Source organism: Actinomadura sp. WAC 06369 (assembly GCF_003947565.1).
Classification (GTDB): domain Bacteria; phylum Actinomycetota; class Actinomycetes; order Streptosporangiales; family Streptosporangiaceae; genus Spirillospora; species Spirillospora rifamycini.
This window is the reverse complement of sequence record NZ_QHJN01000038.1, coordinates 1-12,419: the sequence shown is the minus strand read 5'-3', so window position 1 is coordinate 12,419 and position 12,419 is coordinate 1. Positions and strand designations below refer to the sequence as shown.

Annotated in this window: 13 protein-coding genes; 6 read left to right on the top strand and 7 right to left on the bottom strand. The window is 73.6% G+C overall.

Annotated elements, in window-relative coordinates; genetic code table 11:
- Positions 1-639, bottom strand: a complete 639-nt coding sequence (locus DMH08_RS13125) for a class E sortase (RefSeq protein ID WP_034520290.1) — start codon at positions 637-639, stop codon at positions 1-3.
- A gap of 176 nt (positions 640-815) precedes the next feature.
- Between DMH08_RS13125 and DMH08_RS13120 the strand changes: the two genes are divergently transcribed.
- On the top strand, positions 816-1,073 hold the full coding sequence (locus DMH08_RS13120; protein WP_026404708.1) for a cell division protein CrgA: 258 nt from the start codon (positions 816-818) through the stop codon (positions 1,071-1,073).
- A 36-nt stretch (positions 1,074-1,109) separates the two neighbouring features.
- On the opposite strand, the gene DMH08_RS13115 is transcribed toward DMH08_RS13120, so the two are convergent.
- Together DMH08_RS13115 and DMH08_RS13110 are read right to left on the bottom strand one after the other, a co-directional pair.
- Positions 1,110-2,006, bottom strand: coding sequence for a rhomboid family intramembrane serine protease (locus DMH08_RS13115; RefSeq protein ID WP_125614109.1), 897 nt, complete (start codon positions 2,004-2,006; stop codon positions 1,110-1,112).
- Between the two features lie 43 nt (positions 2,007-2,049).
- Positions 2,050-2,574, bottom strand: a complete 525-nt coding sequence (locus DMH08_RS13110) for a peptidylprolyl isomerase (protein ID WP_026404706.1) — start codon at positions 2,572-2,574, stop codon at positions 2,050-2,052.
- A 240-nt stretch (positions 2,575-2,814) separates the two neighbouring features.
- On the opposite strand from DMH08_RS13110, the gene DMH08_RS13105 reads away from it, so the two are divergent.
- Both DMH08_RS13105 and DMH08_RS13100 read left to right on the top strand, forming a co-directional pair.
- Complete coding sequence (locus DMH08_RS13105; protein WP_051301271.1) at positions 2,815-3,249, top strand: hypothetical protein; 435 nt, start codon at positions 2,815-2,817, stop codon at positions 3,247-3,249.
- 153 nt (positions 3,250-3,402) lie between these two features.
- Entirely contained in the window at positions 3,403-4,263 is an 861-nt protein-coding gene (locus DMH08_RS13100) for an acyltransferase (RefSeq protein WP_125614106.1), read from the top strand.
- 16 nt (positions 4,264-4,279) lie between these two features.
- Here DMH08_RS13100 and DMH08_RS13095 read toward each other — a convergent pair whose 3' ends face one another.
- The 4 genes from DMH08_RS13095 to DMH08_RS13080 form a co-directional block, all read right to left on the bottom strand.
- Positions 4,280-4,690: a hypothetical protein gene (locus DMH08_RS13095; RefSeq protein WP_051301270.1), complete on the bottom strand. Its 411-nt coding sequence runs from the start codon at positions 4,688-4,690 to the stop codon at positions 4,280-4,282.
- A gap of 144 nt (positions 4,691-4,834) precedes the next feature.
- Complete coding sequence (locus DMH08_RS13090; protein WP_125614103.1) at positions 4,835-6,310, bottom strand: DEAD/DEAH box helicase; 1,476 nt, start codon at positions 6,308-6,310, stop codon at positions 4,835-4,837.
- A 119-nt stretch (positions 6,311-6,429) separates the two neighbouring features.
- The gene (locus tag DMH08_RS13085) at positions 6,430-7,467 is read right to left on the bottom strand and encodes a hypothetical protein (RefSeq protein WP_125614100.1); all 1,038 of its coding nucleotides are present in this window, start codon (positions 7,465-7,467) and stop codon (positions 6,430-6,432) included.
- A 72-nt stretch (positions 7,468-7,539) separates the two neighbouring features.
- Positions 7,540-8,412: a LysR family transcriptional regulator gene (locus DMH08_RS13080; protein ID WP_026404703.1), complete on the bottom strand. Its 873-nt coding sequence runs from the start codon at positions 8,410-8,412 to the stop codon at positions 7,540-7,542.
- 105 nt (positions 8,413-8,517) lie between these two features.
- On the opposite strand from DMH08_RS13080, the gene kdgD reads away from it, so the two are divergent.
- From kdgD to DMH08_RS13065, 3 genes are read left to right on the top strand one after another with little or no spacing between them, the layout of a single operon-like run.
- Positions 8,518-9,447, top strand: a complete 930-nt coding sequence (gene kdgD, locus DMH08_RS13075; RefSeq protein WP_026404702.1) for a 5-dehydro-4-deoxyglucarate dehydratase — start codon at positions 8,518-8,520, stop codon at positions 9,445-9,447.
- Positions 9,444-11,024: an aldehyde dehydrogenase (NADP(+)) gene (locus DMH08_RS13070; RefSeq protein WP_125614097.1), complete on the top strand. Its 1,581-nt coding sequence runs from the start codon at positions 9,444-9,446 to the stop codon at positions 11,022-11,024. Before kdgD ends, DMH08_RS13070 begins: the two co-directional genes overlap by 4 nt.
- 24 nt (positions 11,025-11,048) lie before the next feature.
- Positions 11,049-12,398: an enolase C-terminal domain-like protein gene (locus tag DMH08_RS13065; RefSeq protein ID WP_125614095.1), complete on the top strand. Its 1,350-nt coding sequence runs from the start codon at positions 11,049-11,051 to the stop codon at positions 12,396-12,398.
- Positions 12,399-12,419: the final 21 nt, after the last annotated feature.

Sequence of the window (12,419 nt, the reverse complement as noted above, 5' to 3'; positions counted from 1 at the left end):
CTACTCGGCGGCCGCGGCGGACGGGACGCGCGGCTTCGCGGCGGTCAGCTCGCCGAAGACGATCATGCGTTCGGCGTCGGAGTACTTCGGGTGGCAGGTGGTGAGGGTGATGAGCCGCTCGCCGGGCTTCTCGCCCGGATGGTACGGGACCGGCGCGGTGACCTCGACGGCCGTCGGTTCGACGATGTCGCGCCCGGTGACCTTGTAGACGTACTGCTTCTCGCGCGTGTCGACGAGGATCTCGTCGCCGCGCTCGAGTTCGCCGAGGTCGTTGAACGGCGCGGAGTACGTCGTGCGGTGGCCGGACACGACGAAGTTGCCGACCTCGCCGGGCATGGCGCTGCCCGGGTAGTGGCCGGGGCCCTTGCGCAGGTCGTCGCGCTCGACGCCCTCGACGACGACGAAGCCGTAGTCGTCCCCGAACTCGGGGACGCGCAGCATCGCGATGCCGGACCCGAGCTCGACCTGCTCGGTGGTGACGTCGGGGGCCTTCCACCGTTCGAGGAGCTGGTCGGTGAGGCGGTTCTGCTGGTCCCGCGTGTACTGGCCGGTTCCCCACAGTTCGTACGTCACGAACAGCATCAGGATCAGTCCGGCGGTGATGCACAGTTCGCCCAGTCCACGGATCAGCGTCCGCACCGCGCGTCCCCCTTCTCGAACGGCTCGACGCCGGGTCTCCCGCCGGTAGCGTGAAAACTGGGATGATGCCTCATGCGGGGGCCGGTACGCCGCGCCCCAGCGGATACGCTAACCGACAAAACACCCAAGTGCGGTCCGGCGCCCCGGCCGCCGGACGCCCGAGGAGATCGACCACCGTGGCCAAGTCGAAAGTGCGCAAGAAGGCGGTCTACACCCCGCCGCAGAAGTCCAAGGCGCCCGAGGTCAGCCCGCGCTGGCTGGTGCCCACGATGGTCACGCTGTGGCTGGTGGGCCTGATCTGGATCGCGGTCTTCTACGTCACGGCGAGCACCGGCACCGAGGTGCCGTTCATGACCGATCTGCACAACTGGAACCTCGGCATCGGATTCACCGCCATCATCCTCGGCGTCATCCTGTCCACGAAGTGGAGGTAGCCCAGGGGATCGCTCCCCTGGGCCGCCCCACGGCTCCTACAGCCCGTACTGCGCGGACAGGTCCGCCGTCTTGACCGCCACCAGCACGCCCAGCAGCACCAGCGTGAGGACGGGCGTCGCGACGTGGACGGCGAGCCGGCGCGCCTTCGGCGCGTAGGCGTACGCGGCCGCGAGCGCGGCGCCCACGACCAGCCCGCCGACGTGGCCCTGCCAGGAGATCCCGGGCACCGAGAACGTGATGATCAGGTTGATCACCAGCAGGAACACGATGGGCCCGGTGGGGGCGCGCATCCGGCGGCCGATCACGAAGAAGGCCCCGAACAGGCCGAAGATGGCGCCGGACGCGCCCACCGCCGCCTCGCCGGGCGACACCAGGTACAGCAGCACCGAGCCGCCGAGCCCCGACAGCACGTAGAGGGCGAGGTAGCGCCACCGTCCGAGCACCTGCTCCAGCGCGGGGCCGATCGCCCACAGCGCCCACATGTTGAACAGGATGTGGGTGATGCCGAACGATCCCTCGGTCTGGTGCAGGAACATCGAGGTGAAGAGCCGGTACCACTCGCCCTCGGCGACGCCGACGAGCCGCCCGTCCAGCAGTCCGAGGCCGACCATCATGTAGTCGAAGACGACCTCGCGGGACGCGCGCTCGAACAGGTACACCAGGACGCAGGCGCCGATCAGCGCGTACGTCACCACCGGGGTGGACGACGCGGCGACACGGGCGCCCAGCGCGGTGCGGGGCGCCGTCCGGTGCGCGTCCCGGTTGCCCTCGGCGACGCACTCCACGCACTGGTGGCCGACGTCGGCCTCGCGCATGCAGTCCGGGCAGATGTAGCGGTCGCACCGGGTGCAGCGCACGTACGTCTCCCGCCCCGGGTGCCGGTAGCAGGTCGGCACCGAGGTGTCGGGCGCGGGACTGGGTTCTGTGCTCATCCGTACTCCGGCGTCGCGGTGCGGGCTCTCACCGTCTCAACGATTAACGGCGCTCGATCGTCACCGTGCGGATCACGACATCGGTCTTCGGGCGGTCCATCGCGCCGGTCGGCGACTGGACGATCGCGTCGACGACGTCCGTGCCCTCGATGACCTTGCCGAAGATCGTGTGCCGGCCGGTGAGGTGGCGGGTGTTCTGGACGTTGGTGGTGATGAAGAACTGCGACCCGTTCGTGCCGGGCCCGGCGTTCGCCATGGCCAGCAGGTACGGCCGGTCGAACTTCAGGTCCGGGTGGAACTCGTCGCCGAACTCGTAGCCGGGGCCGCCGGTACCGTTGCCGAGCGGGTCGCCGCCCTGGATCATGAACCCGTCGATGACGCGGTGGAAGATCGTCCCGTTGTAGAGGGGCTTCTCGGTCTTCTGCCGGGTGTTCGGGTCGGTCCAGACCTTGTTGCCCTCGGCGAGGTCGACGAAGTTGCCGACCGTCTCGGGCGCCTTGTCCGGGTACAGCTGGATGACGATCTTGCCGAGCGTCGTGTCGAGGGTCGCGAAGATCTCGTTGGCCACGCGGGCCTCCTCATGGTCGTCCGGACGGTCGGGTCCGGATCTCGTTCGTGCAGTTCGGCCGGTTCCTGCCGCAAAACCGTGCGGTCTCCGACATACCGGAAACCGTCACCCTACGCGGTCGGACGGTCACTCGCACGGTGTTTACCCTCCGATGCACGGGAAGGCTGCAGACAGGACCTCGCAAACAGGGAGGTTAGCGTGTCCCTAAAGATCAGTATCCGTCGCAGGCCGCAGGATGGCGTGTACACGGGGTACGAGCGTGCCCGGCAGGCGGCCATGCAGGGTACGGCGATGTGCCGGCGGCAGGCCACCATGGCGGCCGACCGGTTCATGCCGGCCGCGAACGAGCGCGTCATGCTCGCGCGCGGCTGGAGCGCGCCCCGGCTGCGGCGGGCCGCCCGTTACGTGGAGACGGGCCTCGCCCCGCGGGTGAGCACGTTCATGAACGACATGGCCCACCGGGTGGAACCGCCGCGGCGCACCCGGCCGTCCACCGTCATGGTGATGGCCATGGCCGGCACGGCCCTCGCGGCCGGCGCCGCGGGCGTGGTGATGACCCGGCGCAGCGCCGGCCAGGACATGGCGGACCGTTCGGAGGAGGGGGAGGCCACCTCCGCCGACTCGATGACGGTCAGCGGCGCCGACGTGGACGGCCAGGTGCACTCACCGCACTAGGCGCCGTCCGGCCGCCGCCGTGACGGTCGTGCGCATGCGTAAGGCTCAGTGGAAGAGGGCCCGGTCCGGACGGACCGGGCCCTTCCGCGTCCGGTCCCCGCCGCCGCGTCCCGCGCGTCCCGTCCGCCGCTACCAACCGGTACGGTGAACCGCATGTCGGCAGAATCGCGCTCGGTGCCGCGGCGCCTGGGCGTCCTCGCCAAGGACCGCGCCCGCCGGGGCCTGCACACCGCCGTGCACCGGACCTGGGAGTGGATCCAGCGGCACGGCGAGATCACCCCGCACACCCACGGCGCCCGCCGGTTCGCCTACCTCGGCGAGGGCGCCTGCATCGGCTTCCCCGTCGGCGCGATCTACGGCGAACCGTGGATCTCGATCGGCGACCACACCCTCGTCGGGACGCACGTCACGATCTCCGCCGGGTTCGTCCCGGGCCTCGACCTCGGCCCGGACGTCGTCGTGACCATCGGGTCGAGCTGCTCGCTCGGCCGCGGCACGCACATCGTCGGGCACCAGTCGATCGAGATCGGCAACGACGTGTTCACCGGCCCGAACGTGTACATCACCGACCAGAACCACACCTACGGCGACCTCGACGTGCCGATCGGGCGGCAGTGGCCCGAGAACAACCCGGTGGTGATCGGCGACGGCTGCTGGATCGGCACCGGCGCGATCATCCTGCCCGGCACCCGGCTCGGCCGGAACGTCGCCGTCGCCGGCGGCGCGGTCGTCCGCGGCGAGTTCCCCGACCACTCGGTCATCGGCGGGGTCCCCGCGAAGGTGCTGCGCAGCCACGACCCCGAGCAGGGCTGGCAGCCGCCGCTGCGCACGGGCCCGCTGATGTCGCTGGACGAACTCGCCGCCCTCTCCGTCGACGGCCTCCAGGGCCTCCAGCTGCTCCAGGACCGCCTCCGCGCCGAGAACGCGGCGCACGGGACGAACGGCTCGGGCGGTCCGGGCGGCGCCGGAGCCGGAGACGTCCGTCCCGCGGACGCCCGCGAGGAGACCGGCTGACGGGACCGGCCGGCGGTCAGCCGAGCAGCGCCGCCAGCAGGACCAGCAGCGCGACCACGCCGAACGACAGCCCGAAGATCGCCACCAGTGCGCCCTTCCCCGGCCGGTCCACCGGCTCGAAGGCGAGCGCGCCCCTTGTGTAGATCGTGTGCGGGGGCGCGTAGTGCAGCAGGACGGGGTGGCCCGCGCGCGTGTCGACGGTCAGCTCGGCCTTCCCCACCTTGATGCCGTAGTACGAGCACCAGACGTGCACCGGCCACACCCCCGGCGGCAGCGGCAGCGGGGTGTCCCCCGGTTCGATCTGCCCCCGCCAGTTCCCCGCGTCCACCAGCACGGGCGGCCGGAGCCCGCGGCCGAGCATGGTGAACGGACGCAACCGGATCACCACGGTGCCCGGCGCGTGCGGTCCGGGGTGCGGGAACGCCATGAACCCTCCAAGATCGCTGCGGATGCTCCAATTCCGACGTCCCGCGCGAACAGGGCGTTCCGCTCGCGGTACGGAGGCGTTTCACGTGAAACGACCCCGCCCCGGTTTCCCGGGACGGGGTCGTCTCACATGCTGGGGACGGGCTCAGTTGTAGCGGGCCGCGCTCCGGTCGCCGCCGCCGCCGCGCTTGCCCCCGTAGGAGCCGCCGCGCCGGCCGCCGCCGTGCGAGGAACCGCCGTGCGGGGAGCCGCCGCTGCGCGGGCCGCCGCCCCGGCGCTCGCCGCCGGACGACCGCGCGCCGCGGCCGCCGTAGCCGCGGCGCCCGCCCGGCCGGCCGCGCCCGCCGCCGTTCTCGCGGCGCGGCCGCTCCGGGATCAGCGGCTCCTCGATCGGGATGCCGGACGGAACGCGCGCCCCGGTCAGCTTGACCAGTTCGGCGTCGCCGCTGGCGACCCGGACGCGCGGCGCGTTGATCCCGGCGCGGCGGGTCATCGCGGACGTCGAGCGCACCTGGTGCGGCAGGACGAGCGTGACAACGGTGCCGCGCTCGCCGGCGCGGGCCGTCCGTCCGGCGCGGTGCATGTAGTCCTTGTGGTCGGCCGGCGGGTCGACGTGCATGACGAGGCTCACGTCGTCGACGTGGATGCCGCGCGCGGCGACGTCGGTCGCGACGAGGACGCTGATGTTGCCCTCGCGGAACTCGGCGAGCGTGCGGGTGCGCAGGCCCTGGCTCTTGCCGCCGTGCAGGCCCGCCGCGCGGACGCCCACCTGGGTGAGCTGCTTGGCGAGCCGGTCGACGCCGTGCTTGGTGCGGGCGAACAGGATCGTCCGGCCCTCGCGGTTGGCGATCTCCGCGGTGATCAGGCCCTTGTCCTTCGGCGCGACGAGCAGCAGGTGGTGGTCCATCGTGTCGACGGGCTCGTCGACGGGGCCGATGGCGTGGGTGACCGGGTCCTGCAGGTAGCGCCGGACTAGGACGTCGACGTCCTTGTCGAGGGTCGCGGAGAACAGCAGCCGCTGCCCGCCGGGGCGGGCCTGGTCGAGGATGTCGGTGACGTCGGGCAGGAAGCCCATGTCGGCCATGTGGTCGGCCTCGTCGAGCACCGCGATCTCGACGTCGGACAGGTCGCAGGCGCCCTGCTGCATGAGGTCCTTGAGGCGGCCGGGCGTGGCGACCAGCACCTCGACGCCGCGGCGCAGCGCGTCGATCTGCTTGAACATCGAGGTCTGGCCGATGACGGTCTTGAACTTCAGGCCGAGCGACCGGCCGAGCGGCTCCAGGTTCTGCTGGACCTGCTGGGCGAGTTCGCGCGTCGGGACGAGGATCAGCGCGAGCGGGCGCTTCGGGGCAGCGCGGCGGCCGGACAGGCGGGCGAGCAGCGGCAGGCCGAACGCGAGGGTCTTGCCGGACCCCGTCTTGCCGCGGCCGAGGACGTCCCGTCCCGCCATGACGTCGGGGATCGCGGCGGCCTGGATCGGGAACGGGGCGTCGATGCCCTGGCGGGCCAGGGCGTTCACCAGCTCGGCCGGGAGGCCGAGCTCGGCGAAGGTGGGAACCCGCTCCTCGGCCGCGGTGGCGGCGTCGGCGGTCGGGTTCTGAGCAGCAGTGGCTGTGGTCACGCAATACCTTCCGAGAGGGGGGCACGTCTCGGGAGGCACCACGCAGTGGATTTCGTGGGCTGCAAGGACGAGCCTGGCGCTGGGGCGCCGAAAAAGTGATGAAGAGTGATTCGGTCAGTCTAACGCCGCCGGAGGCCCTCCTTATGCCCCGTCTCGGCCGGAACATTCTCCCCGTCCGGATCAGCACCCGCACGCGACCGCGCCGCGAGGCGGGTCAGCGCCCCCACGTTGAGCAGGAACGCGGACGTGCGGCCGTCCCGCCGCACGGACCCCTTCATGATCGACGCCTGCCGCCGCCCGTCGCTCGCCACCTGCCAGAAGTCGAGGGTGACGCTCTCCCCGGCGCGCGTGCAGGTCTGCCCCGGCGGCGCGAGCTCGGCGGTGTTGCCGCTCGCCGCGAGCGTCCACCGGCATCCGTCGGGGGTCCGGGCGGCGATCGTCCGGTCGGGCAGCACCACCATGTCGACGCGGCCTTGCCGCTCCGACCGGCGGGGACCGTCCGGCCCGCGGTGGACGACCATGTTGATCATGCGGGACGGGTCCGCCGGGTCGTAGGTCCACCGGCCGCCGAAGCGCCGCGCGGCCCTCGGCCACGGCTCCGCCCCGTCCCGGGTGCGGGACCCGTTCGCCAGCGTGAAGGCGTAGTCCTCCTCGTGGTGGCTGATCCCCTTGATCGTCTCCCGCTCGTGCCGTCCGGACACCCGCACCGACCAGCTCAGCAGGGTGTAGTCGGAGTCGATCACCTTGTTGGTGCAGCGCTGGCCCGGCGGGGCGAGCTCCAGTGCGCGGCCCCGGACCTCGAACGACCAGGTGCAGCCCCGGTCGGTGCGGCCCACGACCTCCCCTGGCCCGGCGCCCTTCCGGAAGACGACCCGGCCGATCTGCGGGATCTGGACGGGCTCGCCCGCGGGAACGCCCGGGATGAAACTGTCGCAGTCGGGTTCCGCGGGGAGGCAGGAGATCTCCGCGATGTTCCGCATGGTGCGGCGGTCCGGCTGGTCGTAGTTCCACACCCCCAGGTACGCGCCCGTGTCCGGCGGCGCGGCGGCGGCCGGGACGGCCGGAGCACCCCAGCTCGCCGTCGCTCCCAGGGCGGCCACCGCCAGGGCCGCCCGTGGGCGCCGCCCCCGCTTCCTTTGCTGCATGGCTTCGCTCATGCACCTGAGAGCACGCGCGTCGCCCCGGCCGTGACACCGTCCACGCCGGTGTGACCCACCGCACGGTGCGGGTCAGGGGAGCAGGTCGAGGAAGGCGCGCAGGACCGGGTTGTCGTTCGCGGCCCGCCAGGTGAGGTGCAGCTCCACGGGTTCGGGGTTCGGCAGCCGCACTGGGCGCAGCGTGACGCCCTGGAGGCGCAGGCGGGACGCGGTGGCGGGGACGAGCGCGATGCCGAGGCCCACCTCGACGAGGGCGAGCACCGTGTGGACCTGGTGGGCGTGCTGGACGTACGCGGGGTGCACGCCCGACTCGCGGAAGACGCTGACGACGAGGTCGTGGAAGTACCGCGCCTCGAACGGCGCGTAGCCGATCACGCGTTCGCCGTGGAAGTCGGCGAGGCCGAGCTCGTCCTCGGCGCACAGCGGGTGGTCGGCGGGCAGCGCGGCGAGCAGGGGCTCGGCGCCGAGCGGGCGCGCCTCCAGGCCGGGCGGCACGGGCGGACGGACGAGACCGACGTCGAGGTCGCCGCCGGCGAGGCGTTCGAGCTGGTCGCGGGTGACGGCCTCGCGCAGCACGATCTCGATGTGCGGGAGGTGCTCGCCCGCCGCGCGGAGCAGGTTGCCCAGCACGCCGTACGCCGACGTCGCGGTGAAGCCGAGCCGCAGCACGCCCGACCGCCCCTCGGTCACGCGGCGGACGGACTGGGCGGCGTCCTCGGCGTCGTGCAGCAGGCGGCGCGCGTCGTGCAGGAAGGCGCGCCCGGCGGGGGTGAGGCGCACGGTGCGGCTGCTGCGGTCGATCAGCCGGACCCGCAGTTCCTTCTCGAGCTGCTGGATCTGCCGGCTCAGCGGCGGCTGCGTCATGTTGAGCCGCCGCGCCGCGCGCCCGAAGTGCCCCTCCTCGGCGACGGCGACGAAGCCGGCGAGCTGATTGATGGTGAACATCGATGCCTTTTGAGTATCAGTGAATGCTAATTCGGAGTTGGACTTGCATCGATGTCCGAGCCTAACGTCACCGCAAGCGTTCACCGACCCGAAGGAAAGAGTTCAATGTCCCAGTTCACGCCCGCCGAGGTCGCCGAACGGCTGGCCGGCGGGCTGCTGTCGTTCCCGGTCACCCATTTCCGCGACGACCTGAGCTTCGACGAGCCGGCGTACCGCGCGAACATCGGCCGGCTCGGGCGGTACGACGCGGCCGGCCTGTTCGCGGCGGGCGGCACCGGGGAGTTCTTCTCGCTGACCCCGGCGGAGGTCGAGGCGGTCGTGACCGCCGCCGTCGAGGAGGCCCCGGACGGCGTCCCGGTGATCGCCCCCGCGGGCTACGGCACCGCCGCAGCGATCGAGCTGGCGCGCGCCGCCGAACGCGCGGGCGCCGCCGGGCTCCTGCTGCTGCCGCCGTACCTGACCGAGGCGTCGCAGGACGGCCTGTTCGCGCACGTCCGCGCGGTGTGCGACGCGACCCGGCTGGGCGTGGTCGTCTACAGCCGGGCCAACGCGGTGTACTCCGACACCACGGTCGCGCGGCTCGCCGACGCGTGCCCGAACCTGGTCGGGTTCAAGGACGGCGTCGGCGACATCGAGATGATGACGCGCATCCACACCCGCCTCGGCGACCGGCTCACCTACATCGGCGGGCTGCCGACCGCGGAGATGTTCGCGCTGCCGTACCTCGAGATGGGCGTGACCACCTACTCGTCGGCGATGTACAACTTCGTGCCCGAGTTCGCGCTGCGGTTCTACCGCGCCGTCCGCGCCCGCGACCACGCCGCCGTCCGGCGCTACCTGGACGCGTTCGTCCTGCCGTACTGCGACCTGCGCAACCGCCGCGCCGGGTACGCGGTGAGCATCGTCAAGGCGGGCATGCGGGCGGTGGGGCACCCGGCCGGGCCCGTCCGCGCGCCGCTGACCGACCTGGACGGCACCGAGCTGGCGGAGCTGGACGCGCTGATCGCACGGATCCCGGAGGAGGCCGCGGTATGAAAGAGCCCACCGGACGCATGATCATCGCCGGGGAGCCGGTCGCCGGCTCCGGGCGGCGGATCCGCGCCGTCGACCCGGCCACCGGCGCCGCGCTGGAACCCGCGTACGGCTACGGGGACGCGGGCGACGTCGAGCGCGCCTGCGCGGCGGCCGCCGCGGCGTTCGGCGCGTACCGGCGGACGCCGCTCGCCCGGCGCGCCGAGTTCCTGGAGCGGATCGCCGACGGCATCGACGCGCTCGGGGACGCGCTGGTCGAGCGGGCGCACGCCGAGTCGGGGCTGCCGGTCGCGCGGCTGGCCGGCGAGCGCGGCCGGACGACCGGGCAGCTGCGGATGTTCGCGGCGCTGCTGCGCGACGGCGGCCTGGAGGTCCCGCGGATCGACCCGGCGCTGCCGGACCGGACGCCGCCGCGCCCCGACATCCGGCAGCGGTGGGTCCCGCTGGGCCCGGTGGCGGTGTTCGGCGCGAGCAACTTCCCGCTGGCGTTCTCCGTCGCGGGCGGCGACACGGCGTCGGCGCTGGCGGCGGGCTGCCCCGTCGTGGTGAAGGGGCACGACGCCCACCCCGGGACGTCCGAGCTGGTGGGGCGCGCGATCGCGGACGCGGTCGCCGCGTGCGGCCTGCCCGCGGGCACGTTCTCGCTGCTGTTCGGGTACGGGCCCGACCTCGGGACGGCGCTGGTGACCGACCCGCGGATCCGGGCCGTCGGGTTCACCGGGTCGCGGTCCGGCGGGCTGGCGCTGGTCGCGGCGGCGCAGGCGCGGCCCCGCCCCATCCCGGTGTACGCGGAGATGAGCAGCACGAACCCGGTGTTCCCGCTGCCCGGGGCGCTCGCCGAGCGGGCCGCCGGCATCGCGGCCGGGTTCGTCGGGTCGCTGACGCTGGGCGCCGGGCAGTTCTGCACCAACCCGGGCGTCGTCGTCGCCGTGGACGGCCCGGGGCTGCGGGCGTTCGCGGACGCCGCGGCGGCCGCGGTGGCCGGCGCCGAACCCGCCACGATGCTCACCCCCGCCATCGCCGACGCCTACCGCGACGGCGTCGCCGCGTTCGCCGCGCACCCGGCCGTCGAGATCCTCGCGCAGGGCGCCGAGCACGACCGCCCGGCGGCGTGCCGTCCCGCGCTCGCCGCCACCGGTGCGGACGCGTTCCTCGGCGACCCCGCGCTGCGGGGGGAGGTGTTCGGCGCCTGCTCCGTCGTGGTGCGCTGCCGGGACGCGGCGCAGGTGCGGGAGGTCGCCGCGGCCATGGAGGGGCAGCTCACCGCGACCGTCCACGCGGCCGACGGCGACCGCGCCGAGGCCGCGGCCCTGCTGGACGTCCTGGAGCTGACGGCGGGACGGGTGCTGTTCAACGGCTGGCCCACCGGCGTCGAGGTCGGGCACGCGATGGTCCACGGCGGGCCGTACCCGGCCACGTCGGACGCGCGCACGACGTCCGTCGGCACCCTCGCCGTCGAGCGCTTCCTGCGCCCGGTGGCCTACCAGGACGTGCCCGCCGGCCTGCTGCCGGGCCCGGTCGCGGACGGCAACCCGGACGGGCTGCTGCGCCGCGTCGACGGCCGTCCCGGCCGGCACTGACGACCACGCGATCGGAGGACAGGCATGACATCCGGACAGCGGCCCGCGGTGGCGGGCATGCGCGTGGTCCCGGTGGCCGGGCACGACGCCATGCTGCTCAACCTCAGCGGCGCCCACGCACCGTTCTTCACCCGCAACCTGGTGGTCCTCACCGACTCCGAGGGACGCACCGGCGTCGGCGAGGTGCCCGGCGGCGAACCGATCCGCGCCACCCTGGAGGACGCGGCGGACCTCGTCGTCGGGCGGCCCGTCGCCCGCGTCCGGTCCGTGCTGCGGGAGATCCGGTCGCGGTTCGCGAGCCGGGACGCGGGCGGGCGCGGCGTCCAGACGTTCGACCAGCGCGTCACCGTGCACGCGGCGACGGCCGTCGAGGCGGCGATGCTCGACCTGCTCGGCCAGCACCTCGGCGTCCCGGTCGCCGAACTGCTCGGCGACGGCGTCCAGCGCGACCGGGTGCCGGTGCTCGGCTACCTCTTCTACGTCGGCGACCGGAGGAGAACCGACCTCCCCTACCGCTCCCCGGACGACGAGACCGGCGGCGACGCCGACGCCTGGACGCGCGTCCGGCACGAGGAGGCGCTGACCCCGGAGGCGGTGGTGCGGCTCGCGGAGGCGGCGCACGCGCGCTACGGGTTCCGCGACTTCAAGCTCAAGGGCGGCGTCCTGCCCGCCCGGGAGGAGGCCGCGGCGGTGACGGCGCTGGCGGAGCGGTTCCCCGGCGCCCGGATCACCCTCGACCCGAACGGCGCGTGGCGGCTGGCCGAGGCGGTCGACGTCGGCCGCGGCCTGCGCGACGTCCTCGCCTACGCCGAGGACCCGTGCGGCGCCGAGGCCGGGTACTCGGGCCGCGAGACGATGGCGGAGTTCCGCCGCGCGACCGGGCTGCCCACCGCCACGAACATGATCGCCTGCGACTGGCGGCAGCTCGGCCACGCGGTGCGGTCGGGCGCGGTCGACATCCCGCTGGCCGACCCGCACTTCTGGACGATGGCCGGGTCGGTGCGCGTCGCGCAGTTCTGCGCCGACTGGGGCCTGACGTGGGGGTCGCACTCCAACAACCACTTCGACGTCTCGCTGGCGATGTTCACGCACGTCGCGGCCGCCGCACCCGGCGAGATCACCGCGATCGACACGCACTGGATCTGGCAGGACGGGCAGCGCCTCACCCGCGAGCCGCTGCGCATCGCCGACGGGCTGCTGCCGGTGCCGTCCGGTCCGGGGCTCGGCGTCGAGCTCGACGAGGAGCGCGTCGCGGCCGCGCACGAGCTGTACCTGCGGGAGGGCCTCGGCGCCCGCGACGACGCCGCCGCGATGCGGTACCTCGTGCCCGGCTGGACGTTCGACCCCAAGCGTCCCGCGCTCGACCGGAGCTGACCCTCCCTCTCCGTCCCCCGC

Bases quoted from the DNA above. Each gene is read 5' to 3' on its own strand.
- DMH08_RS13115 (WP_125614109.1), bottom strand. From the start codon at position 2,006: ATGAGCACAGAACCCAGTCCCGCGCCCGACACCTCGGTGCCGACCTGC.
- DMH08_RS13100 (WP_125614106.1), top strand. From the start codon at position 3,403: ATGTCGGCAGAATCGCGCTCGGTGCCGCGGCGCCTGGGCGTCCTCGCC.
- DMH08_RS13095 (WP_051301270.1), bottom strand. From the start codon at position 4,690: ATGGCGTTCCCGCACCCCGGACCGCACGCGCCGGGCACCGTGGTGATC.
- DMH08_RS13085 (WP_125614100.1), bottom strand. From the start codon at position 7,467: ATGAGCGAAGCCATGCAGCAAAGGAAGCGGGGGCGGCGCCCACGGGCG.
- DMH08_RS13080 (WP_026404703.1), bottom strand. From the start codon at position 8,412: ATGTTCACCATCAATCAGCTCGCCGGCTTCGTCGCCGTCGCCGAGGAG.
- kdgD (WP_026404702.1), top strand. From the start codon at position 8,518: ATGTCCCAGTTCACGCCCGCCGAGGTCGCCGAACGGCTGGCCGGCGGG.
- DMH08_RS13070 (WP_125614097.1), top strand. From the start codon at position 9,444: ATGAAAGAGCCCACCGGACGCATGATCATCGCCGGGGAGCCGGTCGCC.
- DMH08_RS13065 (WP_125614095.1), top strand. From the start codon at position 11,049: ATGACATCCGGACAGCGGCCCGCGGTGGCGGGCATGCGCGTGGTCCCG.